Source organism: Roseburia sp. OM04-10BH, from assembly GCF_003462605.1.
Taxonomy (GTDB): domain Bacteria; phylum Bacillota; class Clostridia; order Lachnospirales; family Lachnospiraceae; genus Roseburia_C; species Roseburia_C amylophila.
The window spans coordinates 215,607-241,008 of the sequence record NZ_QTZI01000001.1; the positions used below are offsets into that span (position 1 = coordinate 215,607).

24 protein-coding genes are annotated in these 25,402 nt (G+C 38.5%); 18 read left to right on the forward strand and 6 right to left on the reverse strand.

The genetic code is table 11. The features are described 5' to 3' along the window. From DXB43_RS00980 to DXB43_RS01030, 11 genes are all read left to right on the forward strand, one after another. Positions 1–1,275: a restriction endonuclease subunit S gene (locus tag DXB43_RS00980; RefSeq protein ID WP_117946166.1), complete on the forward strand. Its 1,275-nt coding sequence runs from the start codon at positions 1–3 to the stop codon at positions 1,273–1,275. Next, positions 1,275–2,033: a toll/interleukin-1 receptor domain-containing protein gene (locus DXB43_RS00985; RefSeq protein WP_117946168.1), complete on the forward strand. Its 759-nt coding sequence runs from the start codon at positions 1,275–1,277 to the stop codon at positions 2,031–2,033. Before DXB43_RS00980 ends, DXB43_RS00985 begins: the two co-directional genes overlap by 1 nt. 14 nt (positions 2,034–2,047) lie before the next feature. Then, complete coding sequence (locus DXB43_RS00990) at positions 2,048–5,020, forward strand: type I restriction endonuclease subunit R (protein WP_117946170.1); 2,973 nt, start codon at positions 2,048–2,050, stop codon at positions 5,018–5,020. A gap of 68 nt (positions 5,021–5,088) precedes the next feature. After that, entirely contained in the window at positions 5,089–5,400 is a 312-nt protein-coding gene (locus tag DXB43_RS00995; protein WP_117946173.1) for a hypothetical protein, read from the forward strand. Between the two features lie 90 nt (positions 5,401–5,490). Next, the gene (locus tag DXB43_RS01000) at positions 5,491–6,501 is read left to right on the forward strand and encodes a hypothetical protein (protein WP_117946175.1); all 1,011 of its coding nucleotides are present in this window, start codon (positions 5,491–5,493) and stop codon (positions 6,499–6,501) included. 274 nt (positions 6,502–6,775) lie between these two features. After that, the gene (gene abc-f, locus DXB43_RS01005) at positions 6,776–8,284 is read left to right on the forward strand and encodes a ribosomal protection-like ABC-F family protein (protein ID WP_117841348.1); all 1,509 of its coding nucleotides are present in this window, start codon (positions 6,776–6,778) and stop codon (positions 8,282–8,284) included. A 35-nt stretch (positions 8,285–8,319) separates the two neighbouring features. After that, on the forward strand, positions 8,320–8,700 hold the full coding sequence (locus DXB43_RS01010) for a DUF4186 domain-containing protein (protein WP_117946177.1): 381 nt from the start codon (positions 8,320–8,322) through the stop codon (positions 8,698–8,700). A gap of 57 nt (positions 8,701–8,757) precedes the next feature. Beyond that, entirely contained in the window at positions 8,758–10,203 is a 1,446-nt protein-coding gene (locus DXB43_RS01015; protein ID WP_117946179.1) for an alanine/glycine:cation symporter family protein, read from the forward strand. Between the two features lie 78 nt (positions 10,204–10,281). Next, complete coding sequence (locus DXB43_RS01020) at positions 10,282–11,637, forward strand: sodium-dependent transporter (protein ID WP_117946181.1); 1,356 nt, start codon at positions 10,282–10,284, stop codon at positions 11,635–11,637. Between the two features lie 185 nt (positions 11,638–11,822). Beyond that, complete coding sequence (locus DXB43_RS01025) at positions 11,823–12,902, forward strand: acyltransferase family protein (RefSeq protein WP_117946183.1); 1,080 nt, start codon at positions 11,823–11,825, stop codon at positions 12,900–12,902. After that, positions 12,895–13,317, forward strand: coding sequence for a helix-turn-helix domain-containing protein (locus DXB43_RS01030; RefSeq protein ID WP_117946185.1), 423 nt, complete (start codon positions 12,895–12,897; stop codon positions 13,315–13,317). Before DXB43_RS01025 ends, DXB43_RS01030 begins: the two co-directional genes overlap by 8 nt. A 67-nt stretch (positions 13,318–13,384) precedes the next feature. On the opposite strand, the gene DXB43_RS01035 is transcribed toward DXB43_RS01030, so the two are convergent. Beyond that, entirely contained in the window at positions 13,385–15,031 is a 1,647-nt protein-coding gene (locus DXB43_RS01035; RefSeq protein WP_117946187.1) for a SulP family inorganic anion transporter, read from the reverse strand. Between the two features lie 357 nt (positions 15,032–15,388). Here DXB43_RS01035 and DXB43_RS15605 point away from each other — a divergent pair, with 357 nt between their 5' ends. From DXB43_RS15605 to DXB43_RS01045, 3 genes are all read left to right on the forward strand, one after another. Beyond that, positions 15,389–15,517 carry a hypothetical protein gene (locus DXB43_RS15605; RefSeq protein WP_256385793.1) on the forward strand — a complete coding sequence of 43 codons (129 nt, stop codon included), beginning with the start codon at positions 15,389–15,391 and terminating at the stop codon, positions 15,515–15,517. A gap of 20 nt (positions 15,518–15,537) precedes the next feature. Further along, positions 15,538–15,630, forward strand: a complete 93-nt coding sequence (locus tag DXB43_RS15675; protein ID WP_330408422.1) for an MscL family protein — start codon at positions 15,538–15,540, stop codon at positions 15,628–15,630. 200 nt (positions 15,631–15,830) lie between these two features. Next, the gene (locus DXB43_RS01045) at positions 15,831–16,778 is read left to right on the forward strand and encodes a tRNA dihydrouridine synthase (protein WP_117946189.1); all 948 of its coding nucleotides are present in this window, start codon (positions 15,831–15,833) and stop codon (positions 16,776–16,778) included. Positions 16,779–16,856: 78 nt separating this feature from the next. Here DXB43_RS01045 and DXB43_RS01050 read toward each other — a convergent pair whose 3' ends face one another. Further along, positions 16,857–17,309: a metallophosphoesterase family protein gene (locus tag DXB43_RS01050; RefSeq protein ID WP_117699060.1), complete on the reverse strand. Its 453-nt coding sequence runs from the start codon at positions 17,307–17,309 to the stop codon at positions 16,857–16,859. A gap of 870 nt (positions 17,310–18,179) precedes the next feature. Between DXB43_RS01050 and DXB43_RS01060 the strand changes: the two genes are divergently transcribed. Then, the gene (locus DXB43_RS01060) at positions 18,180–19,013 is read left to right on the forward strand and encodes a deoxyribonuclease IV (protein WP_117946193.1); all 834 of its coding nucleotides are present in this window, start codon (positions 18,180–18,182) and stop codon (positions 19,011–19,013) included. Between the two features lie 89 nt (positions 19,014–19,102). After that, the gene (locus tag DXB43_RS01065) at positions 19,103–19,765 is read left to right on the forward strand and encodes a hypothetical protein (protein ID WP_117946195.1); all 663 of its coding nucleotides are present in this window, start codon (positions 19,103–19,105) and stop codon (positions 19,763–19,765) included. A gap of 2 nt (positions 19,766–19,767) precedes the next feature. On the opposite strand, the gene DXB43_RS01070 is transcribed toward DXB43_RS01065, so the two are convergent. Both DXB43_RS01070 and DXB43_RS01075 read right to left on the reverse strand, forming a co-directional pair. After that, on the reverse strand, positions 19,768–20,604 hold the full coding sequence (locus DXB43_RS01070) for a pyridoxamine kinase (RefSeq protein ID WP_158567171.1): 837 nt from the start codon (positions 20,602–20,604) through the stop codon (positions 19,768–19,770). Further along, the gene (locus DXB43_RS01075; protein ID WP_117946552.1) at positions 20,601–21,200 is read right to left on the reverse strand and encodes an ECF transporter S component; all 600 of its coding nucleotides are present in this window, start codon (positions 21,198–21,200) and stop codon (positions 20,601–20,603) included. The genes DXB43_RS01070 and DXB43_RS01075 overlap by 4 nt, the downstream gene beginning before the upstream one ends. Before the next feature lie 276 nt (positions 21,201–21,476). Here DXB43_RS01075 and DXB43_RS01080 point away from each other — a divergent pair, with 276 nt between their 5' ends. Together DXB43_RS01080 and DXB43_RS01085 are read left to right on the forward strand one after the other, a co-directional pair. After that, positions 21,477–22,928 carry a methyl-accepting chemotaxis protein gene (locus DXB43_RS01080; RefSeq protein WP_022244207.1) on the forward strand — a complete coding sequence of 484 codons (1,452 nt, stop codon included), beginning with the start codon at positions 21,477–21,479 and terminating at the stop codon, positions 22,926–22,928. A 31-nt stretch (positions 22,929–22,959) separates the two neighbouring features. Beyond that, entirely contained in the window at positions 22,960–24,177 is a 1,218-nt protein-coding gene (locus tag DXB43_RS01085; protein WP_022244206.1) for a deoxyguanosinetriphosphate triphosphohydrolase family protein, read from the forward strand. Here DXB43_RS01085 and DXB43_RS01090 read toward each other — a convergent pair whose 3' ends face one another. Beyond that, positions 24,178–24,531: a helix-turn-helix domain-containing protein gene (locus DXB43_RS01090; RefSeq protein ID WP_022244205.1), complete on the reverse strand. Its 354-nt coding sequence runs from the start codon at positions 24,529–24,531 to the stop codon at positions 24,178–24,180. Positions 24,532–24,650: 119 nt separating this feature from the next. Continuing rightward, complete coding sequence (gene ymfI / locus DXB43_RS01095) at positions 24,651–25,379, reverse strand: elongation factor P 5-aminopentanone reductase (protein ID WP_117946201.1); 729 nt, start codon at positions 25,377–25,379, stop codon at positions 24,651–24,653. Positions 25,380–25,402: the final 23 nt, after the last annotated feature.

A 25,402-nucleotide genomic window follows, 5' to 3' on the forward strand; every position in this document is an offset into this window, starting at 1 on the left:
ATGGCTGAAATGAAAGATAGTGGAATTGAATGGATAGGTATGATTCCTAAAAATTGGAATGTTGATAAAATTAAATATCATTTGAAAAGAAATGAACCCAAAAATCCAGGAAATGTAGAAGTATTATCTGTATATAGAGAATATGGAGTTATCCCTAAAAATAGTAGAGACGATAATCATAATATTACGTCAGAGGATACATCAAAATATAAATATGTAAAAAAAGGTGATTTAGTAATAAATAAAATGAAAGCATGGCAAGGCTCTATGGGGGTTTCTGAATACGAAGGAATAGTGAGTCCAGCATACTTTGTTTATAATTTTACCGATAATTATTTTGACAAGAAATATTTTCATTTTTTAATCAGAAATTGTTATAAAGATGAGTTTAGACGCATTTCTGGTGGAATAAGGGAAGGACAATGGGATTTATCAGCAGACTTATTTGCTAATGAATTGGTATTAATTCCGCCAATAAAAGAACAAATAAAAATTGTAGAATTTCTTAATACAAAATGTGCTGAAATAGATACACTTTATTCTGATATTGAAAAGCAAATAGAAACACTTGAAGAATACAAAAAATCAATTATCACAGAAGCAGTAACAAAAGGATTAGATCCAGATGTTGAAATGAAAGATAGTGGAATTGAGTTAATTGGTCAAATTCCGAATGAATGGAAAATAAGTAGATTGGGATGGATATCAAAAAAAATAGGGGATGGAATTCATGGAACTGTTACTTTCGAGGATGGTGAAACCAACTTTTATTTTATTAACGGCAACAACATTAAAAAGAGAAATATTGCTATAAAAGATAATACACAAAGAATTACAGAAAGGATTTATAATACCTATAAAACTAATTTAACGACACATACAATATTAATATCATTAAATGGAACTATTGGAAATTTGGCATTTTATAACAATGAAAATGTTTTATTAGGAAAAAGTGTAGGATTTATAGAGCTAAAAGAGGAATACAATAGAGAATATATCTATTATTTACTACAAGCAAATTACATAAAAACAATTTTTGAATTATCATTTGCAGGGACAACAATCAATAATTTATCACTTCAAACATTAAGGAAAACAAATGTGTTATTACCGCCAAAAACGGAGCAAAAGAAGATAGTAAAATATTTGGATAAAAAATGTGCTGAAATAGATGGTGCTATTGAAGAAAAAAAAGAGCAGTTAGATACACTTGAACAGTACAAGAAGTCAGTTATATATGAATATGTGACAGGAAAGAAGGAGGTTCAATAATGGCAACATTTGAAGAACAGTTAAATGGTTTGTTAGATCGAACTAAAAACATAAAATCACCAATTAATACGGCATCTATAGGAACTAATATAAATGAATACAATCGTCCAAGTGAGATATGGGTTAATGATGTTGAAATTTTTTACAATCAATACTTAAAAGATCATCCGTTGGGAAGTAGAATGAAAACGATTTTATTTCATAGATCATTAGATGCATATAGTCAGTTAATTTCGTGTTTAGAAAGTATAAAAAGTGACCAAGCATTTATAGATAAGATGAATGGTATATCAACTGTGGAAGTACCAAAATATAGAGCAAAAATGCTACCAGAATATGATGTGTTTATTTCTCATGCTAATGCAGACAAAGAAGCTCTTATAGAAGAATTGTACAACTCGCTTAATAAATTAGGAATTAAAATATTCTATGATAAAGAAACATTAGAATGGGGTGATAAATTCAAGGATAAAATTCTTGAAGGAACTAAAAAATCAGAATTTGCAATTATTGTTATATCAACAAATTTCTTTGGTAGAGAATGGACAGAAAGAGAACTATCAGAATTTTTGAATAGACAGAATCAGAACGGACAAAAATTGATTCTTCCAATTTTACATAATATAACGATTGAACAGTTAAAAGAAAAATATCCATCAATAGCAGATATACAGGCGATTGATTCATCAAAATATACTTGTGATCAAATTGCGTTGTTATTTGCAAGACAGTTTATTAAAAGATTGAAAGCATATTAGTGGAGGAAGTACAAATGAATGAAATATTGACTGAAAAGCAGTATCAACATTTCATTATGGACTATCTAAAAAATAACAATGGTTATGTTGTAAGAAAAGATAAAGAATATGATCGCTTACATGCAATGGATAGAGAAATGTTATTCAAATTTTTGAATGACACACAACCAGATGAAATGGAAGCATTAAGAAAAGTATATAAGCATGATTTAGAAGATACACTTGTAAATTATATCAATGAAGAAATTACAAAGGCACGTAGTAGCTTACTTTATGTTATAAAGCATGGTATAGAAATTTCAAATATAAAACTTGATTTGATGTATACAAAACCTGCAACAGACTTTAACAAAGAACTTGTTGAAAAATATGAAAAAAATGTATTCTCTGTTATGGAGGAAGTCTGGGCATCTGATAAAGAAAGAATAGATCTTGTAATATTTTTAAATGGACTTGCTATTATGACATTTGAATTAAAATGTAATGTAGCAGGACAAAGCTATGAAGATGCAATTTATCAGTACAGAACAGAAAGAAATCCAAAGACAAGACTATTCTTATTCAAAGCTGGTGCATTAGTAAATTTTGCAATGGATTTAGAACAAGTTTATATGACAACCAAACTTGAAAAAGATGCAACATTCTTTTTACCTTTTAATATGGGTAATGGTGAAGGTGTCAATGCAGGTGCAGGAAATCCAATATATGAAGATAAATATAGTGTTTTTTATATGTGGGAAGATGTACTTACAAAGGATTCTATTCTTGAAATAATAAGCAAATTTATGTTTATTGAAGTGAAAGAAAAGAAAGATGAGACTACTGGTAAAAAGAAGATAAAAGAAAATATTATTTTCCCTCGATTCCATCAAAGAGATGTATTACACAAGATACTTGCAGATGTATATGAAAATGGTTCTACACAGAATTATTTAATACAACATTCTGCTGGATCTGGAAAAACAAATTCTATTGCTTGGCTTGCTTACCGATTATCTTCACTTCATGATGTGGATAACAAAATTATTTTTGATAATATCATTATTGTTACTGATAGGGTTGTCGTAGACAGACAGTTACAATCGGCAATTATGGGGATGGAGCATAAATCTGGACTTATAAAAGTTATGGATGAAAAATGTAACTCATCTGATCTTGCTATTGCTCTTGATGGAAATACAAAGATTATAGCAACAACTATTCAGAAATTCCCATATATTGTAGATGATGTGGCTAATTTGAAAAATAAGAAGTTTGCAGTAATCATAGATGAAGCACATTCATCAACAGCAGGAAAAGATATGGCGGCTGTGACAATGACACTTGGATCTGGTGAAGTAAGTATAGATGAAAGTACAACTGAGGATTTAATTGTAGAAGAAATTGCAAAGCATGGAAAACAAGAAAATGTATCTGTATTTGCATTTACAGCAACACCAAAGCCAACCACAATACAGTTATTTGGTAGGGTAAATAAAAAAGGACAAAGAGAAGCATTTCATATCTATTCTATGAAGCAGGCAATAGAAGAAGGATTTATTCTTGATGTGTTACAAAATTACACAACCTATAAGACCTATTACCAGATTAATAAAGAAGTTGCAGAAGATCCAAAGTGTAAGACAAATAGTGCAAAAAGACAGATTGCAAGATTTGTTGAATTGCATGAAACCAATATAGCACAAAGAATAGAAGTTATTGTTGAACATTTCAGAACAACAGTAATGGATGAGCTTGGTGGAACTGCAAAAGCTATGGTAATAACTAATTCAAGAGAAAGTGCTGTAAAATATCGTCAAGCATTTGAAGAGTACATAAACAAAAAAGGATATAATAATATTCGTGCATTAGTGGCATTTTCTGGAAAAGTGACATTAAAAGATGATGAAAAGGAATATACAGAAGCAGGACTAAACGGATTCAGTGAAGATAAATTACCAACAGAATTTGAAAAGGATGATTATAAAGTATTGCTTGTTGCGAATAAGTATCAGACAGGCTTTGATCAACCTAAATTATGTGCAATGTACATTCTTAAAAAATTAAGAGGTGTTAATGCTGTACAGACATTATCAAGACTTAATAGAATCTGTCCACCATATGACAAGAAAACATTTATACTTGATTTTGTAAATGACTATGAAGATATACAGGTGGCATTTTCAAAATATTACACAACAACACTTTTATCCAACTCTGTTACACCATCTGCGATCTATGATTTAGAAGCAAAAATAGATGGATATACAGTAATAGATCCATTGGATATAGAAGATGCAAATGAAATTTTATATAAAGATGATATTACAGCAAAGGAAAAGAAACGATTAACATTCTTATTCCAGAAAGTAAAGAAGAACATAGATAAACTTGATTATGAAGAACAAAAAGAGCTTGTAATGACAATGAGGCGATTTGTTCGTTTCCATGAATTTTTATTACAGGTATCGTGTTTTGAAGATACTGAACTACACAAGAAATATAGATTTATAGCTTTATTACTTGCATATGTAAATATAAAGCACCCAGGCGGTGGATTTAATTTAGATGGAAAGATAACAGCCATGAATTTTGTTCAGAAGAAGAAAGCCGAACATAAATCAAAATTAAAATCTGATCCTGTTACGAAACTTCCGACAGCAGACCATTTTGTGTTATCAGAAGATAAAGAGGAGAAACTATCACAGATAATAGCAGAAATCAACAGTATAGCAGGAAAAGAATATGATAATGATGTAGCAGTAAAAGCAATGCTTCAGATAAAAGACATTATGATGAAATCTGAGAAGCTAAAAACATCAGCAAAGAACAATACAGAAAAAGATTTTGAATTTGCATATTTTGACAACATAGATGATGCATTAATAGAAGGATTGGAGCAGAATCAAGACTTTTTCAGCTTATTACTAAGCAATGATGAAATGAAGAGAAAAGTACTTGGTATTTTCTCGGATGAAATATATAACAGCTTGAAAGAAGCAGAATAAAGATAGACTATTAGAAGAAAATTAAGGACAAAGTAGGAAAAGAAGTAATTAATGAAGGAGATTGGTTTATGAAGAATAAAAACGCAGAGATTGTGGAATGGATATTAAATCAAGGTGCAGAAATAACAAGAGAAGTTTTAGAGGAAAAATTGCAAGAGGTTTACAATTTAGGACGTTTGGATGCATATTCAGAACAAGTGGGAAAAACGTTAGATGATATTCGTTATAATACGTTAATGCTAATAACAAGTAGAAAAAAGAAACTATATGAGGAAAATTTTTATAATAAGCCATCCAATGAGGATGTTATACAAATGAAGGCATTGGAGTATCTTGAAGAGCATATAAGTGATATTATTATTCAATATAAAGAAGGATGAAATGATATACGTTTTTAAGAGAATATTATGACAGCACTAATATTGTTAATAGCAATACATGCAAAAATACAGAATTGAGAGGAAAAAGTTATGAAAGAATGGGAAAAGAACTATAAGCGGATATTTATTTTAATTTCAATAGTAGATATAGCAGTTGGAATTCTTGTTATGAAAAGAGGCGAATATGTACCAGAAAAGATTTGTAAAAGTTTGGTGGCAGTTGTACTGATAATGCTGCTTATTGCTATGCTAATGGTGGTAGTGTATTTTGTTATTTTTTCCTGTATTGGTATAAAAATGGCTTCACACAATATAAGGGAGTGTAATGATCCGTTATTTAAAATGATTGATAAATATAGGTTGTATTGGAAAGAGGAAAAAGGGTATTATAGAAAGCAACTTCAAATTATCAATTTGTATTATAAAGAAGGAGGGGAAGTTGATAAATTAGTAAAAAATGAGGAGATTGAAAGATTATATGAGCGTTACGATTTTTTTAAAGTAAAAAGTACATTTTTTGAATATGCAGTAACATGTGCTGCCTCATTGATAATATCCGTGATTGCGTCATTTGTTTATAGCCAGGTAAGCGCTGAAAAAAACATTTTAGTAATATTGGGCATAATAGCAATGGCAGTAATGTTGTTCGGGGATGTTCTCTTTTTTCGCTATGCTGAAAGAGGTCAAACGGGTTCTTATAAATATATGCTTTATGAATATGAAAGTAAATTGTTGCAACAAAAAATAGAAAAATTGTCAAATAAATTAGTGTTTTCTCCTGAAAATGAAAAAATTATAAAAATGCAAAATATGGTATTAAAAGAACTTATTAAGATTAAAGATGGGGAAAAAGACAGAAAAAAGAAAAAAGTTGTTGAAAAAGATATTGTCGAAATTAGTAAGTTGGATTTAACTAATTATGATAATTACAATTGCTGGGAGCAACAAGTATATATTAATGGGAATAAGGCATATTTAGTATATAATAAAGAAAAAGAACCGAAAGATAATGATAAGGGAGAGGGAGATTTGATAAATAAGGAATATGTAATGCTTGTAAATATTTTAAATAAATATAAATTATTAGCATACCATGTTTAGTTTATAATAGCATTAAGAGTTTGCATTGACAATCACCCCGCCCTGCCGTATACTAACCCTAGATTTAATTTTGAAGGGAGAGTGTCCAATGAGAAAATAATTGACTTTTGAGAGCATGAAGATTTTAACTGCGGTAATCGTACCGCTATTTCGTGTTGCCAAAAGTGGATTATGTTCTCATGACCACTCTTTTTTTGTTGCACTTAATTAGCATATTATAAGAAACTGCTGGTGACAGAACGTAACCACTATTTGGTGACAGATAGGAGGCTATATGTCACAGATTAGAGTAAATCATTTAACATTTGCATATGAGGGAAGCTTTGATAATATTTTCGAAAATGTTTCTTTCTCTATTGATACGGACTGGAAACTTGGATTTATCGGAAGAAATGGAAAAGGAAAATCCACGTTTTTAAATTTACTGATGGGAAAATATGAATATACCGGTTCTATTACTTCGAATGCCGTTTTTGATTATTTCCCATATGATATTTCAGAGGAAAAATGGGAATTTCCGGCGGCGGAATTTGTAGAAGAATTCAAGGCAAATCTTGAATTGTGGAGAGTTTATGCGGAGCTTTCGAAGCTGCAGGCAGATGCAGAAATCATGTATCGGCCATGGAAAACACTAAGCTTTGGAGAGCAGACCAAAGTTATGTTGGCAGTCTTGTTTTCGCAAGGAAATGATTTCCTGCTGATAGACGAACCCACCAATCATCTGGATGATGGGAGCCGGGAAATGGTAAAACAGTATCTTGCATCGAAAAAGGGCTTTATCCTTGTTTCCCATGACAGGGATTTACTGGATGCCTGCGTAGACCATGTGCTGGTGCTGAATCGCAGTACCATTGAGGTGCAGGCGGGCAACTTTTCCTCCTGGTGGGAAAATAAAGAGAAGAAAGACAATTTTGCAGTAGCGGAAAATGAAAAGCATAAAAAGGAAATAAGTAAGCTCAACGAAGCAGCAAAGAGAGTGCGCAACTGGTCGGAAAGGAGCGAGAACAGCAAAATCGGTTTTGACCCCATAAAGGAAAATGACCGGAGCATCAGCACCCGGGCATATATCGGTTCGAAAACCAAGAAAATGCAGGCAAGAGTAAAGCAGATGGAGCAGCGGATACAGACTGAGATTGCGGAAAAAGAGGGATTGCTGGTGGATTTAGAACAGCCCATTGATTTGAAACTGAATCCCCTGACACATCATAAAGAAGTACTGGTGTCGGCATATCAGTATGGTTTGCGGTATCAAGATGCCGATAAAATGCTGTTTGAAAACCAGACCTTTGAAATCAGAAACGGAGACCGTTTATTTATCAGTGGAAAAAATGGAAGCGGAAAGACCAGCCTGATAAAAGCAATTTTAGGAGAAAAAGAAAATTTTTTGGAACAGGGAGATTTAAGAATTGCGTCCGGAATAGAGATTTCTTATATCAATCAGGACACTTCGCATCTTAGAGGAACCGTGCACTCTTTTTGCATGGAGCACCAGTTAGAGGAAAGTCTGCTTTGCAGTATTTTGCGGCAGCTTGATATCGGACGGGAACAATTTGTCAAAAAGCTGGAAGAATATTCCGAAGGACAGAAGAAAAAGGTAGTGATTGCAGCCAGCCTTTTGAAACCGGCGCATTTGTATATCTGGGATGAACCGCTGAATTATATTGATGTTTTTTCAAGAATGCAGCTTGAAAATCTGATTCTTAAATATCAGCCAACTATGTTGGTGGTAGACCATGATGTGCGGTTTCGGGAGAAGATTGCAACGAAAACAGTCTGGTTGTAAAATGTAACTATAGTTTAGAAAAGAGGACCCACCATATGACCAAAGAAGAATGGTACCGGCAGCTTTTTGAACATTTATCAGCCTCTAAATTCAGAAGCAGCTTTCATTTAAAACAAAAAGATATTGCATATATAAAGGAAAAAGGACTGGATGTAATCCGGGAGCATGCCAGGGATTTTATTGCCAAAAGGGAGGCACCGGCAGTAATTCCAAACGATGGAAAGCAGACGCCCATGCGGGGGCATCCTGTTTTTATTGCCCAGCATGCAACGACAACCTGCTGCCGGGAGTGCATTCGAAAGTGGCATAAGATACAGCCGGGGAAAGAACTGAGTCAGGTGCAGCAGGCTTATCTGGTGGATGTGATTATGACCTGGATAGAAAAAGAGTTGTCACATTACGATAGCCAAATGTGAAATTAAATGTTAAAATACCACAATAGGGTTATTACGAAGAGAGAAAGGTATTTTATAATGGTAGTTTCAATTATTGAAAAAGTGTATTCATTTTTATGGGGAGACTGGATTAAAATTCCGCTTCCGGGGGGAGGCAGTCTGGGCATTTCACTGCTGATTATTTTGTTAATTCCAACAGGAATTTATTTTACGATTCGGACAAAGTTTTTACAGATAAGACTGTTCCCGGATATGGTGCGTGCACTGGTGGCAAAGAAGGAGCATAAAGACAGTCTGTCAACTTTTCAGACGCTGATTGTGTCCACGGCAACCCGTGTGGGAATGGGAAATCTGGTAGGTGTAGTTGCAGCAGTGTCGGCAGGTGGAGCCGGAGCGGTATTCTGGATGTGGATTACAGCGCTGATCGGTTCTGCTACAGCGTTTATTGAAGCAACTCTGGCACAGCTGCATAAGGAAAAAGATCCGCTGTATGGCGGTTACCGCGGTGGTCCGGCATATTATATCCATCATTTTTTTGAAGAAAAGTCAGGAAAGAAGAAAAAACATGTGCTGGTGGCAGTGTTATTTGCCGTATCCGGTCTGATTTGCTGGTGTGGAATCAGCCAGGTAATCAGTAATTCAGTGGCATCTTCTTTTGAAAATGCATTTCATATTCCACCCTTGTATACAACAATTGTGCTGGTGGCAGTTGCGGCAGTGATTGTATTGCGGAAAAATGCAACGGTAAAAGTACTGGATATGATAGTACCGATTATGGCAGTGTGTTATTTCTTTATTACATTATTTATTATTATCGTAAATTTCCGCAGTATTCCGGGCGTATTTGGCAGGATTTTTGAAGAGGCATTTGGTATCCGGCAGGTAGTATCCGGTGGATTTGGAGCAGTGCTTATGAATGGAGTTAAGAGAGGACTGTTTTCTAATGAAGCAGGTTCCGGTTCAGCACCTTGTGCAGCGGCAGCAGCGGAATGCGATAATCCGGTACGTGCGGGACTGACACAGGCATTGGGCGTATTTATCGATACGATTATCATTTGCAGTTGTACCGCTATGATTATGCTTATTGCACCGGAAAAGATAATTGAAGGAAAAGCTGGTATGGATTTGCTGCAGTCCACCATGCAGTATCATCTGGGCAGATTTGGAGTTATCTTTATTGCACTGACCTTATTTCTGTTCAGCTTTTCCACATTTCTTGGAATATTGTTTTATGCCAGAAGCAATGTGGCATATTTATTTGGAGATAAATGGATCTGGCAGACCCTCTATAAAATCGTTGCGCTGATTATGCTTTTTATCGGCGGAATTGCAACTTATACCTTCGTATGGGATTTAGGCGATGTGGGAATCGGACTGATGACGATATTTAATATCGGAATGCTGTATCTTATGGGGGGACAGGCATTGAAGGCACTGTCGGAGTATGAGAAAGAGAAAAAGACCGAAAGAGACAGTAATCAAAATCCAGCAGCGGGAATTATTTTTTTTGAAGAAGAGAAATAGTAAAAAAGAAGTAGTTATCAAAACCGGTGATTCCATGTTATACTAGGGAGAAAACTACAAAAGGAGAAATTTATAGTTATGGGTCGTGAATCATTTAAGTCCCGTATGGGATTTATACTGGTAAGCGCAGGATGCGCAATCGGAATTGGAAATGTGTGGAGATTTCCGTATGTGGCAGGACAGAATGGCGGAGGAATCTTTGTACTGTTCTATCTGATATTCCTGATTGCCATGGGGCTTCCGGTACTGACAATGGAATTAGCAGTCGGAAGAGCCAGCAGAAAAAGTGCAGTTTTAGGATATAAGGCATTGGAGAAGCCAAAGAGTAAATGGCATATTCATGGCTGGGTGGCAATTTTCGGCTGTTATATGCTGATGATGTATTATACAACGGTTTCCGGCTGGATGGTAACTTATTTCTATAAGTTTGTAAAAGGTGAATTTACCCCAAGAATGGATGTCGAGCAGACTGGAGCTGTGTTCAGCAATCTTTTAGCAGATCCCAAACAGATGGCATTCTGGATGATACTGACTGTTGTGGTTGGATTCTTTGTATGCAGCCGCGGCTTGCAGAACGGATTGGAAAAAATCAGTAAAGTTATGATGAGTGCACTGCTGATACTGATTATTGTCCTTGCAGTACATAGCCTGACACTTTCCGGAGCAGGCGAGGGATTGAAGTTCTATCTGGTGCCAAATATGGACAGTGTCCGGGAAGTCGGTTTGAAAAATGTAATAACCTCTGCCATGAATCAGGCATTCTTTACTTTGAGCCTTGGCGTGGCAGCAATGGAGATTTTCGGAAGCTACATGGGAAAAGACCATACGCTGGCAGGGGAAGGAGCACGTATCTGTGCACTGGACACCTTTGTGGCAATTATGGCAGGATTGATTATTTTTCCGGCATGCTTCAGCTATGGCGTGGAAGTAGGTGTAGGACCAAGCCTTATCTTTGTGACACTGCCAAATGTCTTTGTAAATATGGCTGGCGGCAGAATCTGGGGCGCACTGTTCTTCCTGTTCATGACATTTGCAAGCTTTTCTACGGTAATTGCCGTATTTGAAAATATCATGTCCTTCTGCATGGATATGTTTGGCTGGAACCGCAACAAAGCGGCACTGGTAAATGGAATTATTATCCTTCTTGCCAGTCTGCCATGTGTCTTAGGATACAATGTGTGGAGCAATCTCCACCTGATTGGCGGAAGGGATGTGCTGGACAGCGAGGACTTTATCGTAAGTAACCTGCTGCTGCCAATCGGTTCTCTTGTTTACCTGCTGTTCTGTGTGACGAAGTGGGGCTGGGGATTTGATAATTACTTAGAGGAAGCAAATGCCGGAAAAGGCATAAAGATTGCAAGAAGATTAAAGCCATATTTCCAGTTTATCCTTCCGATACTGATTCTGTTTATTTTGATTCAGGGATTATTATAAAAGAGAAAAAAGTGTGTAATTGCAGGAAACATATGCGATTGCACTTGCATGATTAGAAATAAAAGTGTGCATTTTGCCATGAATTTTAACAGAAAAAGTGAAAATCTGTTAAATGCAGTTGGTAGAGTGAACACTTTTCTTTTGCTATAATTATGTTAAAAATAATAGCAAAGGTGGTAGATTTCATGAGAAAACACTACATAGACAACATTCGTATTGGAACGGTTTTACTGGTGGTATTGTACCATGTGATTTATATGTTTAATCATATTATAACCGCAGGCGTAATTGGCCCGGTTACTTCGGTGCATGGACAGGATGTAATACAATATCTGCTATATCCGTGGTTTATGGTAATATTATTTATCATAAGTGGAATGTCGGCAAAATACTATTTGGAGCATCATTCGGATAAGGAATTTATCCGGGCAAGAACCAGAAAACTTCTCGTACCATCCACAATCGGTTTATTCATAATCGGCTGGCTGCAGGGCTATTTTAATATGGCAATCAGTGGAGCATTTTCTAATATTCCGGATTCCGTGCCGGGATTTGTCCTGTATCCGATTATGGTAGTTTCCGGAGTCGGCGTGCTTTGGACATTGCAGGTACTCTGGGTCGTATCACTGGTGTTAGTACTTCTTCGCAAAATCGAAAAAGGCAGACTGGTTAAAATCGGAGCAAAGGCGAATATGGTAGTACTTTTATTGCTGGGCATTGTAGTATGGGGAGCCGCACAGATTTTAAATACACCGGTTATCTGCGTTTATCGTTTCGGTATTTATGGCTGTGCATTTCTGCTGGGCTATTATGTATTTTCAGAAGAGGCAGTGACTGACCGGTTAAAGAAATATTGTATTCCGCTTTCTGCCATTGCAGTTGCATTGGGAATTGCTTATACTTATATATATTATGGAGAGAATTATGCAGAGGCACCGGTGGTAAAATGTCCACTGGCAATTGCTTATGCATGGCTGATGTGCCTTGCAATCATCGGATGCATGAAACGCTGGGGTGATAAGAGTAATGCATTTACTGCATTCTGCAATAAAAAGAGTTTCGGACTCTATGTATTTCACTATCTGGCATTGTCAGCAACGGCTTATGAACTGACACAGCATACCGCACTTCCTGGATGGAGTTTCTATCTCATTGGACTGGCGGCAGCATATGCAGGCGGATTGCTTTGCTATGAAATTATAGTAAGAATTCCGATTGTACGCTGGTGCGTGCTGGGAGTCAAAAAGGAGAAAAAGAATGTTTAAAGATAATCTGATTTCACTTCGCAAAATCAACAATATGTCTCAGGAGGAACTGGCAGACCGTCTGATGGTCAGCCGCCAGACCGTATCGAAATATGAGACGGGAGAGTCCCTTCCGGACATTGAAAAATGCAAAGCTCTGGCAGATATTTTCGGAGTGACATTAGATGATTTGGTAAATTATAAAAATGAGGATGGCATGGGACTTGGGGTGCCTCCGAAAGGAAAACATGTATTTGGGATGGTAAAGGTCGGCGATAAGGGGCAGATAGTGATTCCCGCCAAAGCACGGAAGTTATTTCAGATAGAGACCGGAGATAAGCTTATCGTGCTGGGGGATGAAGAACAGGGGATTGCAATTATAAAAGAGAAATCCTTTCTTGCTATGCTAAGAAGTTTCAGAAAAGGAAAAGTATAGGCAGGAGAGGTATAAGAAAAGTGCACCACAATGCTGAATATAAAAACAGCATTTGTGGTGCACTTTTTTATTTTACCAGTGCTTCTGCATAATCCAGTGCATCCACAATATTGTGATGGAAATTTTCTTTTCCAACTAATCCAATAAAACCATCTTTTTCCATCACGCGCATTGGCTGCTCATTGACATGGGAGAATACCAGCGTGATATTTTTGCGTTTTGCACGGTTGGCAAGCTCATGGAGAGAACGCATTGCGCTGGCATCAATGGCAGGAACGCTACGCATACGGATGACAACAACCTTCGTATGATGGTTACTGTTGATATTAAGAATCTGGTCTGCTGCGGCGAAAAACATCGGACCGCAGATTTCAAAAACACTGATGGAATGCGGGATGTCACGCAGTTTTTCCGCTTCACCCGGTGTAATGTCAGGAGAATCTGTGTATTTCCATGCTTTGATATCAGCTGTTTCTGCCATACGTTTCATAAAGAGCAGAGCTGCTAATACAACACCGATTTCGATGGCAACCACAAGGTCGAAAAATACCGTTAAGAAAAAGGTTGCAACCAGAACGATGATGTCACTCTTAGGTGCCATCTTACAAAGGCGGAAGAAAGAGGACCAGTCTGCCATGTTAGCGGCAACTACTAAAAGTACAGCAGCCAGTGTTGTCATAGGAATCAGTGCAGCCAGCGGCATCAACACCAGAAGAATAATGGTTAAAGTGATACAGTGGGTGATTCCGGCAATCGGAGTACGTCCACCGTTTCGGACATTGGCAGCAGTTCTGGCAATGGCTCCGGTGGCAGGAATTCCGCCGAAGAGACCGGAGAAAATATTTCCAAGCCCCTGTCCCACTAACTCGGCATTGGATTTATGGGTATCGCCAATCATACCATCGGAAACAACAGCAGACAGTAAGGACTCAATTCCAGCTAAGATTGCAATGGTAAATGCCGGGGACAACATTTCCTGTACCAGCTTCATGGAAAGGGATGGAACATGAAAACCTGGAAATGCAGAATTTAATTCCCCGTAAACACTTCTGATGGTATTGACCGGAAGCTTGGCAAAATAAACTACTGCTGTTGTTACGATAATCGCAATCAGAGACCCCGGAATCTTATCGGTAACCTTCGGCCAGAGCAGCATAATTGCAACAGCCGCAATGCCAATCAGGGTTGCAGTCAGGTTGATGGAGCGGATATTTTTGGCATATACAATTACTTTATCTAAGAATTCAGAAGGAACAGAGGCAATATCCATACCGAAGAAATCCTTTAACTGTCCTACAAATAAAGTAACTGCGATTCCACAGGTAAATCCGGTGGTAATGGTATAGGGAATGTATTTAATCAGGGAGCCAAAACGGCAGATTCCCATAATCACTAAGATAATACCGGCAAGAATGGTAGCAACAATCAGACCGTCGGTTCCATACTCTGCAACGATGCCATAGATGATAACAACGAAAGCGGCAGTCGGACCGCCAATCTGTACACGGCTTCCACCAAAGAATGAAATAAAAAATCCTGCGATAATTGCAGTATAAAGCCCTTGTTCTGGACCAACACCGGATGCAATCGCAAGGGCAATCGATAGTGGCAGAGCGATGATGGCAACAATGATACCGGAAATGATATCCTTCATCAGCTGCTCCTTCGTGTAGCCCTTCATCACATCAAAGAGCTTTGGTCGTAGTTCGTTCATAATAAAATCTCCTCATTTGTTCCTTTGTTTATAGTGGAAGATGAAATTTCTGTTTTGTCAGGATATCTGCACAGATATTCCAGAATACAGCGAAAACTTCACCTTCCCCCACTAAACACGCAATTCAAAAGTTTAGCACTCTTATAGTCTTATTTCAATGACAAAATCCAAGTTTCAGCCATTTGGTCAACAAATTTGAAAAAATAAAATTTTTTTGGAAATTTTAAAACCTCATCCATTTTTCATCCGTCTAGCAAGTGAAAGGAGGAAGAGCAATGCATGAGATGGAAACTTTTATAACGATGGCAAAAGAGGATATCAAAAATCAGAAGTTTACATAACGGAGTAGACTATAGTATGGTTTTTGATTATAATTATTATATTAGTAACAATGGTGATATAAAGGCAGCCTTTGGAAATGATTTGAAGAGCTACTATATCCATTATATGACCAATGGAAAAGCAGAAGGAAGAACTGCTAAATAGTGTGCCAGGAACAAAGGAGAATGAAGATGTGGAAAGAGTTTAAGAAGTTTGCAGTAAGAGGAAATATGTTAGACCTTGCAGTCGGTGAGATTATCGGTGGTGCTTTTAATTAACTGGTAAGCTCGCTGGTAGACAATGTAATTATGCCGATTCTTAGTCTTGTAGTTGGAAGACTGGATTTCAGTAACTGGTTTATTCCACTGGAAGCAACACGCTGTCCACATTGTACAAGCATGCTTGAAATCGAAGAGTAAGATAAAAAGCAGAATTTGAAAACAGAATTGAAAAATAAAATAAAAAACAGGATGTACCAATGAAACTATATTTAGCTCCCTTAGAGGGAATTACAGGATATGTATACCGGCAGGCTTACCATGCATGCTATGAAGATGCCGACAAATATTTTACACCATTTTTAGCTCCACATACGAAGCGAAGCTTCAATGCCAGAGAAAGAAATGATTTAATCCCGGAACATAATACCGGAATGTATACCGTGCCACAGGTGCTGTCAAAGAGTGGAGAAGATGTGGCAGCAATTGCAGAAGAGCTGAAAGCATTTGGCTATCAGGAAATTAATATCAACGCCGGATGCCCTTCCGGAACGGTAGTATCGAAGGGAAGAGGTGCCGGACTTTTAGATGATGAAAGAGCCTTGCTTCATTTCCTGGATGAAATGTTTGAAAAGACGGATGCAGAGATTTCCATTAAGACAAGACTTGGCATGGAATATCCGGATGAATTTGAAGGCATTTTAAAAATATACAATCGTTTCCCGATAAAGGAGCTGATTTTACATCCCCGTGTCAGAGAAGATTATTATAAAAATAAGCCGGATTGGACGATGGTAGAGTATGCACTGGAGTACAGCAGGAATCCGCTGGTTTACAATGGAGATATTTTTACAGTGGAAGATTATGAGCGGTTTACAGAACGTTTTCCAACGATAGATGCCATTATGTTAGGGCGTGGTGTTATAAGAGACCCGGCACTCATAGAGAAAATCCGCTCCGGTAGCACAATAGACAGGGCTGCTGAATTAAAGCGGCTTTATACATTTCACAATAAGCTGGTTGCCGGCTATCAGGAAGAAATGTCCGGGGAGAAAAATGTCCTCTTTAAAATGAAAGAATTGTGGTTTTATCTTGGCACACAGTTTACCGGAATTGAAAAACCGTTGAAGAAGATAAAGAAAGCAAACAGCCTGATAGAATACCAGACTGCTGTTTCAGAGATATTTTCAACTGGTGCTGGAAAATAACCGAAAGAGTCAAATGACATAGAATCATGATGTAATATCAATTGATATGCAATAAAAATTATCACACGATATAAATTGCTATTCGGTATAAATGGGTGAAATAGAAACATCGTCCCCATCCAAAGTCAGAATAGCGATAGTACAGGAGGAACCACTGCGGCTTCGACCGGCACTGCCCGGATTGATGAAAGTAGTGGTTCCCCTTTTGCTTACTTCATAATGGTGGGTATGCCCGGTAATAATAAAATCTGCTTCCGGTTGTGGATAAGGCAAATCGCTTTTCTTATGGATGAGATAGAAAATCTTCCCACCAATGGGAGCCGCCAGAGTCTCCGGCAGATATTTCGTCCATTCGCCTTTGTCGCAGTTCCCCTTGATAATATAAAGCGGAACATGCAGTTCTTTTAAAGTTTCATAACATTTGAGACTTCCAATATCTCCTGCGTGCAGAAGATAATCACAGCTTTGCAGCTCGTCTAAAAATGTATCCTTTAATACACCATGTGTATCTGATAAAATTCCAATTTTCATAAAATGTACCTTTTTGTATGTGTCCTATTAAATTGCGAGAGCGGGATTACTGGTTTGGGGTTACTTTTTTATTTTATAACGGTTATAATGAAATAACAAGTGTCCGGTGATTGGGAGAGGGGAAAAGACATCGATAAATCATTGGAATAGAAAGAGAATTTGATTTACTTTAAAATGCCGTAGTTCTAAGACACAAGTTTTTCTTTTGACGATAAGAACAGTCTTTCCAATGTTTGACAAAAAACACTGTATTGTTCGCCGGAACGCGGATACCTTATGATGCTTGCTAGGGGCACTTGGAATTTCGTCTGGTAATAGGCAACGCTGGCACAGGGACGTGCCAGCGAGGTGCATTTGAGCATGGATGCGAATATGCACCGGTTGCCGGACAATATATATAATCATGCCGAAATTCTTAGCGCCCCTTTCAAGCATCATCTGGTATCCGTCTCCGACGGACGATGCAGTGCTTTTGGTCAAAGCAACGGAAAGACAGTTTCCCCATTTCCCAATCACCGAACCACGAGATAATTAGAATTTTTAGAGTCATTATAGGGATTATAATTTTTGGAACCTGTGCCAGCCGGTCTGTTAAAGGAAGATGCATAACAAAAGTCTGTTAGTGGCACTTGGAATTTTGGAGAAAATCTGGCAACGCTGGTACAGGGATGTACCAGCGAGGTGCATCTGAGCATGGATGAGAATATGCACCGGTTGCCGGAAAAGTCAATAAGCAGAACAAAATTCTTAGTGGCACTTGCAGACGTTGTATCGCATCTGGCTTCAATGGACAGGCTGACACGGATGAAATAACAATAGTTTTATAATCCAAAATTGATTGAATGCAGGAAAAGGAAAAAGGAGAAAAATATGTTTCGAATCGGTTGTCATTTATCATCATCAAAAGGCTTCCTTGCCATGGCAAAGCAGGCAGAGGAAATCGGAGCCAATACATTTCAGTTTTTTACCAGAAATCCGAGAGGCGGCAAAGCGAAGGATTTAGATGTGAAAGATATAGCTGCATATCAGCAGTATGCTGCGGAGCATGGCATCGGGCAGATTCTTGCCCATGCACCCTATACAATAAATGCCTGCGGCAAAGATGAGCGGGTACAGGAGTTTGCCAGAGAAACCATGGCGGATGATTTGCGGCGTTTAGAGGAGATACCGGACTGCAAATATAATTTTCATCCTGGCAGTCATGTGCAGCAGGGAGCGGAAGTCGGAATTGAAAAGATTGCAGGAGTCTTAAATGAAATCATGTGGCAGGAGCAGAAAACAACAGTGCTGCTTGAGACCATGGCTGGAAAAGGAACAGAAGTAGGAAGAAACTTTGAAGAACTGCAGGAGATTTTAAGCCGGGTAAAATATCCTGAGAAAATGGGAGTCTGTCTGGATACCTGCCATGTTTTTGATGGTGGCTATGATATCAGCGGACATTTAGAGGAAGTATTAGAAGAATTTGACCGCATTATCGGACTGGATAAGCTGTGTGCCATTCATTTGAACGATTCGAAAAATGTACTGGGCAGCCATAAAGACCGTCATGAATGTCTGGGTGCAGGCAATCTGACCATGGATGCCATTGTGCGGATAATCAACCATCCGGCATTGAAAAAACTGCCATTTTACCTTGAAACACCGAATGATTTAGAAGGATATGCCAGAGAGATTGCCATGTTAAAAGCGGCAAGAAAGGATTAGCTTAAAGGTTAAGTTTTTCGGAAAAAAGAACGATATATCAGGTATAAGATGGATGGAGGCAATTTTGTCTTAAAATTAGGAGGAGAAATATGATTCGTGTAACAGGAAATAACAGCCTTTTGATGAGTTCGCTGAATACGGACACAGACAATGATACAAAAGTGGTGGACTTGTTAAAAAAGAGCAGTGAGACAGAGAAGAGCAGCAAAACAACCGGGAAAAAGAGTGAAGAATATGACAGTGTCAAGAAGTCTGCATCCTCACTCAAAGCAAGTGCAGCAGTATTAAGTGAAACAGGAGAGGATTCCATTTTTGCCAAGGCAGAAGAAAGCGGAGATTATTCCGATTTGATTTCACTGATAGAGCGTTTTACCGGAGATTATAACAGTCTCTTAGAAAGCCTGTCAGACCTTGATACAGACAAATCTGCAAATTACAGCAAGGAATTAAAAAGCATTATTTCCGGTCAGAGTGAAGCGTTACAGAAGGTCGGCATTACCGTAGACAGTAATGGAAAACTTGTAATAGATGAGGAAACTCTGAAAAATGCAGATAAGAAGGAATTAAAAGACCTGTTCCAGGGAGAAAATTCCGTTGCAGGAAAAGTTGCTGATAAAAGCATTTACATCGGAGCAAATGCTGCGGCTGACCAGTATGTGGACAGTTGTGCCAACTATACAGCAGGTGGAACATCCGCAGAATATGTCCAGATGGCAAATCTGATAGGCAGTTACTTAGACTCTCTTTCTTGAGATTAAAGTATCACTAAGTCAGAAAGAAGCGGTTCAAAAATAACACCCTGCAAAGTATCATCCGAAAGCGACTGCGAATAGGAAATACAGGAAGCAATAAAATGAGCTGCCTGTGTGGTACATTCTTGTAAGGAGAAGCCCCGTAAGGTAAGTGCAGATACAATACTGACGAAGATGTCGCCGGTTCCGGGATACCCCGGACCGGCTTTTTTCGTGGAAACAGTATCCACATTTCCACTGCTATCGGAAATATAGTTAAGGAAAGTGTCGCCTTTTGGACAGCCGGTAATAATACATTTTTTCACACCCAGTGCATGAAGCTTTTTGGAAATGGCAGAAAGCTCCGAATCGGTGCAGTCATGCTTCGGATAAGGCGTATCTGTTAAAAGGCAGGCTTCCGTCAGATTTGGTGTGATAATATCACCCCGGGATACAAAGTCTTTCATGTGATTGCAGAATTCCGGTGTAATATGCTGATAGGCTCTGCCGTGGTCACCCATTACCGGGTCTATAATAAAAAGAGGTTTTTCGGTGAGAGAATCATAGTAATGGGAAATGGCATGGAGCTGTTCCTTGGCACCAAGGTAGCCACAGTAGATGCCGTCCCAGTTCATGGAAAGAATATTCAGTGCAGCAAAATAATCCTTAAGCTGTCCGGTTAAATCAATTTTCAAGTGGGTAGGGAAACCGGTATGATTGCTGAAAACAGAAGTAGGCACAGGGATTCCCTGTACCTTACATGCACTTACCACCGGGAGAGACACGCTCATGGAGCAGCGTCCCACACCGGATATATCATTGATAATCAGAAGTTTTGGTGGTAAAGTATTTAATTTCATGCGCATGCGCTTTCCTTTCCAAGACGTGGCAGCATATTAGATTTTGCCAGTACCGGACGCAGTGCCATGTATACAGCAGTTGCTACGATAACGGATAATACTGCATTAATGCTGGTTGCTGCAATGTTAATAGAAAGTGTAACTTCTGCTGCCGGTTTTCCTAAGATAACCAGTTTGTAGAAGTAGCCGAACAGTGGGTCAAAAACAACGTTGAATAACAGTCCGCAGATACTTGCGATAACAACCCATTTGAAAACGTGCTTGCTATCTTTGGAAGTGGAAATTTTACCGATTTTGTGTGCAACCAGACCGGTAATCAGACCGATGCAGAATTTTAAGATAAAAGTCTTTGGTGCGTATACAATGTAAATCGGGTCTAAAAGGTCGCCGATTGTCATACCGATGGCACCGCCAATTCCACCATAAACACCGCCTAATAATAATGCACCTAATACACATACCGCGTTCCCAAGGTGGAGAGATGTGGCATCTCCGCCAGGAAGTGCAATTTTAATCTGTAAGAATGTGAATACCACATAGGAAAGTGCTGCCATAAGAGCAGTCAGTACAAGTTTGTAGATTCTTTCGTTTTTCATCATAAAGTCCTCTTTTCTTTCTCTTTGTTTGCGGTTTATCATAAAACAGAAATGGCATTATAAAAACATCCAATTTTGATAAAAATGACCACGCCAGTTTAAAGATGAAGAGCAAGTTTTTTATGAACGTAATAATAAAAGAGTCCAATGGAAAGGCATATGGTAAGGCGTATAAATAAAAGTCTTTTCAATTTATGTAGAGAAGGGTATAATAAAATTGCTGGTAAAGTTCAAAAATTACAGTTTATATATGTTATATATGGGAGGATGAAAGAATTGACAGAACAAGGAAGAGTAAATAAGACTGCAATGACAGGGCATACAATTATGGGAATCTTATTGGCACTGGTTAATTTTTTGGAAATTTTCAAAACTTCCAAGAATGTAGTTTATGTGGCGGTGCTTATTGTGCTGGCACTTGGACCGGTGGTGGCAGAATGGATTTGCTATAGGAAAGATCAGGAGACAAAAGCAATCAAGCATCTTTTGGGGATTGGATTTGCAGTATATTATACGGTGGCACTGATAGGTGCCGGCGATCAGTTGGTTTTTGTATATGTAATACCGATGTTTATTTTGATTTCTGTATTTTCAGATTCGAAATATGCATTGGAGCTTGGAATTGGTGCAACTATCGTAAATTTTATTTCTATTGCAGTGCATACGATGAAAGGTCAAGGTGAGGGACCTACTTTCTATGGAACAGAGATTATTATACTGATTTTGACAACGGCATTTTCTTATTGCAGTTCTGCAGTTTTGCAGAAATCGTTTTTATCACGGCTGGGTGAAATGAATCAGGCAAAGGGACAGTCTGATACCATGCTTCAGAAAATTTTAGAAGTATCTGATGCCATGACAAAGAAAATTAATGGAATGTCTGATGAAGTAGAATTACTTGGCAGTGGTGTCAGTGATACCAGAAATGCCATGGAAGAGTTGACCGGCGGAACAACAGATACAGCGGAAGCGGTGCAGAATCAGCTAGGCCAGACAGAAGCGATCCAGAAAAAAGTAATGCAGGTAACCCAGGTTTCTGGCAGCATTGCTGAGAGCATGGCAGTTACAGCAGAGGCGTTGAATGCGGGTAAGAAAAATATTGAACAGCTGGTATCACAGGTGAGTGTGACTGAGCAGACGAACAGTCAGGTGGCAGCAGAACTTACTTCTTTAAAAGAGTATATGGATAAAATGTATTCCATCATTGAGATTATCAATAATATTACTTCAGAAACCAGTCTGCTTTCATTAAATGCATCAATTGAAGCAGCCCGTGCCGGTGAAGCAGGAAGAGGTTTTGCTGTAGTAGCGTCTGAGATTTCCGGTCTGGCAACCCAGACACAGGAAGCAACGGTCAGTATTGAAGAACTGATAAGAAATGTATCGGAAGAACTGGAAAAAGTAGTGACCATCATCGAAAGCATGATTTCACAGGTTGAACATCAGAATGTAACAGTCAATGAAACTGCCGGAAGCTTCCGTACGATAGAGGATAATTCGGACCGTGTACAGAGCCAGTCGGATGCATTGTCCGGTATTGTGAAAGAATTAGAAAGTGCCAATGCAGGTATCATGGATAGTATCCAGACAATTTCCGCTATTTCAGAAGAAGTAGCAGCACATACAAATAATACACTGACAACCTGCGAGAAGAACCAGAAGAGCGTAGAACATCTGATGGCAGAGACTGAAAATTTAATTGAACTGACGCATCAGCTTCAGCAGTAAAGATATTTATTATATGAGCAGGGAGCAAAAAATGGGAGCATATCATAATCTTTCAGAAAAATTACAGCAGAGAATCATAGAAGACAGAAAAGAGCATAGGGCAAATCCATATGCTTTTTCCGAAGAACAGGTTTTGCGCCGGGAGATGAATCATGACAGGGCGAATCTCTGGAGGCCTCCCTTTGTCCGGGACATTGAGAAAATCATGCATCTGCCTTATTATAACCGTTATGGAGACAAGACGCAGGTATTTTCCCTTTACAGAAATGATGATATTTCAAGACGGGCGCAGCATGTGCAGCTCGTTTCAAGGATTGCAAGGAATATTGGAAATGTATTAAATCTCAATCAGGATTTAATAGAAGCAATTTCCCTGGGACATGACATCGGACATGCACCATTCGGACATGCCGGTGAGAGAATTTTAAGTGCACTTTTGCGGGGAGAGACCGGACGATATTTTAACCATAATGTGCACAGTGTGCGTGTGCTGGATGTACTGGGACAGAGAAATATCAGTCTGCAGACTCTGGATGGCGTCCTATGTCATAATGGTGAAATGGAACAGCAGGAGTATCAGCCGAAAAAGGCAAAAACCTTTGCAGATCTGGATACAGAAGTAGAAATGTGTTATCAGAAGGAAGATGGAATTAAACATCTTGTGCCGGGAACCCTGGAAGCCTGTGTAATGCGGATTTGTGATATTATAGCATATCTTGGCAAGGACAGACAGGATGCTGTACGCCTGCATCTTCTGCCGGATGACAGAGGTTTTAACGGAGATACTATAGGCAGCAGCAATGCGGAAATCATCAATAATATGGTAGTTAACATCATTGAAAACAGCTATGGAAAACCATATCTTTCCATGGATGAAGCATATTTTCAACAGTTGAAGCTTGCAAAGACTGAAAATTATGAGTATATCTATCACAATGAGAAAATCGAAAAAGTCATCCGGGAAAATCTGAATCCGATGTTTGAAGAGATGTACTATCAGTTATTGAAAGATGCAAGGGATAAGAATGAAAATTCCTGGCTCTACCGCCACCACATTGCATATGTGGCAGAAAACAACCGGTTCAGCAGAACCTTTTCGAAGGAACAATACATGGAGACAGAACCGAACCAGCTTGTGGTGGATTATATCGCAAGCATGACGGATGACTATTTTGTAGATTTGTACCATGAAATGTTCCCGAAAGGAAAGTATGATGTAAAATACATCGGCTACTTTGATGAAGATTAACTATTTTAATGGCGAGGCTGTTGCCCGGGAAACCATCCGGTCAACAGCCTTCAATTCTTCTAAGAAAAGCTGCTGGTTATAGCTGGAAAGAGTATGATAGATACTTAGCAGTTCACCTTCACAGCTGTTGAGATGCGTCAGACTGGCATTGCGGATGTTACTGTGACCGAGCAGATAGTCGGTGGAAGTATGAAAATAGTCGGCTATTCTTACTAAAGTTGCATAGTCAGGTTCTTTCCCCTGATTGATATATCCATTCAGAGCAGAGGGAGAGATATGTAGTGCATCTGCAAGCTGCCGCTGGGTAATGTTAGCTTCTTCAATCAGATATCGTAACTTAGAACCGATATTCATATACAAACCTCATCTTTCGTAAATAATACCTCTATTTTAAAACATGTTAAAAAACCAGTGGCAAAAATAAACGAAAGATAAATTGTATCAACGGAGCACAAACTATTCACATATATAAATTAACACCAGCCACCATCTAAGGTAATAATCTGACCGGTGAGATATGGACTTTGTGATACGATAGCATAAGCAAGTTCAGCTGTTTCCACAGGTGTACCATATCTGCCGCAGGGAATTTCGGATTCTAAGTCAGCACGCTCTTCGGCAGAAAAACAGGCGTTCATGGAAGTATCAATGGTGCCGCAGGCAATGGCATTGACAGAGATTCCACTGGGTGCAACCTCTTTGGCAAGTGCCTTTGTAAAGGAATTAACAGCTCCCTTGCTGGCGGAATAAGCAACCTCACAGGAGGCACCTACATTTCCCCAGACAGAAGAAATGTTAAGAATCCGACCTGATTTTTTGTGCAGCATATCTGGCAGAGCATATTTGCAGCAGGAAAAAACAGAAGAAAGATTGGTGTTTATAACGTGCTGCCATTGTTCATAAGTCATATCCTGCAGCAGACCGATGTGGGAGATTCCGGCATTGTTGATCAGAACATCAACCGAAAGGGACTGCTGGTGAATCATGGCAAACATATTGGCAATAAAATCCGGATCACTGACATCTCCGATAACCGGAAGAACCGTGACATGATATTTGTCCGAAAGTTCATCAGACAAAGCCTTAAGAGCAGTTTCGGAATGACAGCAATTTAAAATGAGCTGATAACCGTGGCGGGCAAATACTTCTGCGATAGCAGCACCGATGCCCCGGGAAGCTCCGGTAATTAAAACAGTATTCATAAGAAACAAATCCTTTCTGGTTT

What these genes read in the sequence shown, in the direction of transcription:
- DXB43_RS00980 (WP_117946166.1), top strand. Translation starts at nt 1, where the DNA reads ATGGCTGAAATGAAAGATAGTGGAATTGAATGGATAGGTATGATTCCT.
- DXB43_RS00985 (WP_117946168.1), top strand. Translation starts at nt 1,275, where the DNA reads ATGGCAACATTTGAAGAACAGTTAAATGGTTTGTTAGATCGAACTAAA.
- DXB43_RS00990 (WP_117946170.1), top strand. Translation starts at nt 2,048, where the DNA reads ATGAATGAAATATTGACTGAAAAGCAGTATCAACATTTCATTATGGAC.
- DXB43_RS00995 (WP_117946173.1), top strand. Translation starts at nt 5,089, where the DNA reads ATGAAGAATAAAAACGCAGAGATTGTGGAATGGATATTAAATCAAGGT.
- DXB43_RS01000 (WP_117946175.1), top strand. Translation starts at nt 5,491, where the DNA reads ATGAAAGAATGGGAAAAGAACTATAAGCGGATATTTATTTTAATTTCA.
- abc-f (WP_117841348.1), top strand. Translation starts at nt 6,776, where the DNA reads ATGTCACAGATTAGAGTAAATCATTTAACATTTGCATATGAGGGAAGC.
- DXB43_RS01010 (WP_117946177.1), top strand. Translation starts at nt 8,320, where the DNA reads ATGACCAAAGAAGAATGGTACCGGCAGCTTTTTGAACATTTATCAGCC.
- DXB43_RS01015 (WP_117946179.1), top strand. Translation starts at nt 8,758, where the DNA reads ATGGTAGTTTCAATTATTGAAAAAGTGTATTCATTTTTATGGGGAGAC.
- DXB43_RS01020 (WP_117946181.1), top strand. Translation starts at nt 10,282, where the DNA reads ATGGGTCGTGAATCATTTAAGTCCCGTATGGGATTTATACTGGTAAGC.
- DXB43_RS01025 (WP_117946183.1), top strand. Translation starts at nt 11,823, where the DNA reads ATGAGAAAACACTACATAGACAACATTCGTATTGGAACGGTTTTACTG.
- DXB43_RS01030 (WP_117946185.1), top strand. Translation starts at nt 12,895, where the DNA reads ATGTTTAAAGATAATCTGATTTCACTTCGCAAAATCAACAATATGTCT.
- DXB43_RS01035 (WP_117946187.1), bottom strand. Translation starts at nt 15,031, where the DNA reads ATGAACGAACTACGACCAAAGCTCTTTGATGTGATGAAGGGCTACACG.
- DXB43_RS15605 (WP_256385793.1), top strand. Translation starts at nt 15,389, where the DNA reads ATGGTTTTTGATTATAATTATTATATTAGTAACAATGGTGATATAAAG.
- DXB43_RS15675 (WP_330408422.1), top strand. Translation starts at nt 15,538, where the DNA reads ATGAAGATGTGGAAAGAGTTTAAGAAGTTTGCAGTAAGAGGAAATATG.
- DXB43_RS01045 (WP_117946189.1), top strand. Translation starts at nt 15,831, where the DNA reads ATGAAACTATATTTAGCTCCCTTAGAGGGAATTACAGGATATGTATAC.
- DXB43_RS01050 (WP_117699060.1), bottom strand. Translation starts at nt 17,309, where the DNA reads ATGAAAATTGGAATTTTATCAGATACACATGGTGTATTAAAGGATACA.
- DXB43_RS01060 (WP_117946193.1), top strand. Translation starts at nt 18,180, where the DNA reads ATGTTTCGAATCGGTTGTCATTTATCATCATCAAAAGGCTTCCTTGCC.
- DXB43_RS01065 (WP_117946195.1), top strand. Translation starts at nt 19,103, where the DNA reads ATGATTCGTGTAACAGGAAATAACAGCCTTTTGATGAGTTCGCTGAAT.
- DXB43_RS01070 (WP_158567171.1), bottom strand. Translation starts at nt 20,604, where the DNA reads ATGAAATTAAATACTTTACCACCAAAACTTCTGATTATCAATGATATA.
- DXB43_RS01075 (WP_117946552.1), bottom strand. Translation starts at nt 21,200, where the DNA reads ATGAAAAACGAAAGAATCTACAAACTTGTACTGACTGCTCTTATGGCA.
- DXB43_RS01085 (WP_022244206.1), top strand. Translation starts at nt 22,960, where the DNA reads ATGGGAGCATATCATAATCTTTCAGAAAAATTACAGCAGAGAATCATA.
- DXB43_RS01090 (WP_022244205.1), bottom strand. Translation starts at nt 24,531, where the DNA reads ATGAATATCGGTTCTAAGTTACGATATCTGATTGAAGAAGCTAACATT.
- ymfI (WP_117946201.1), bottom strand. Translation starts at nt 25,379, where the DNA reads ATGAATACTGTTTTAATTACCGGAGCTTCCCGGGGCATCGGTGCTGCT.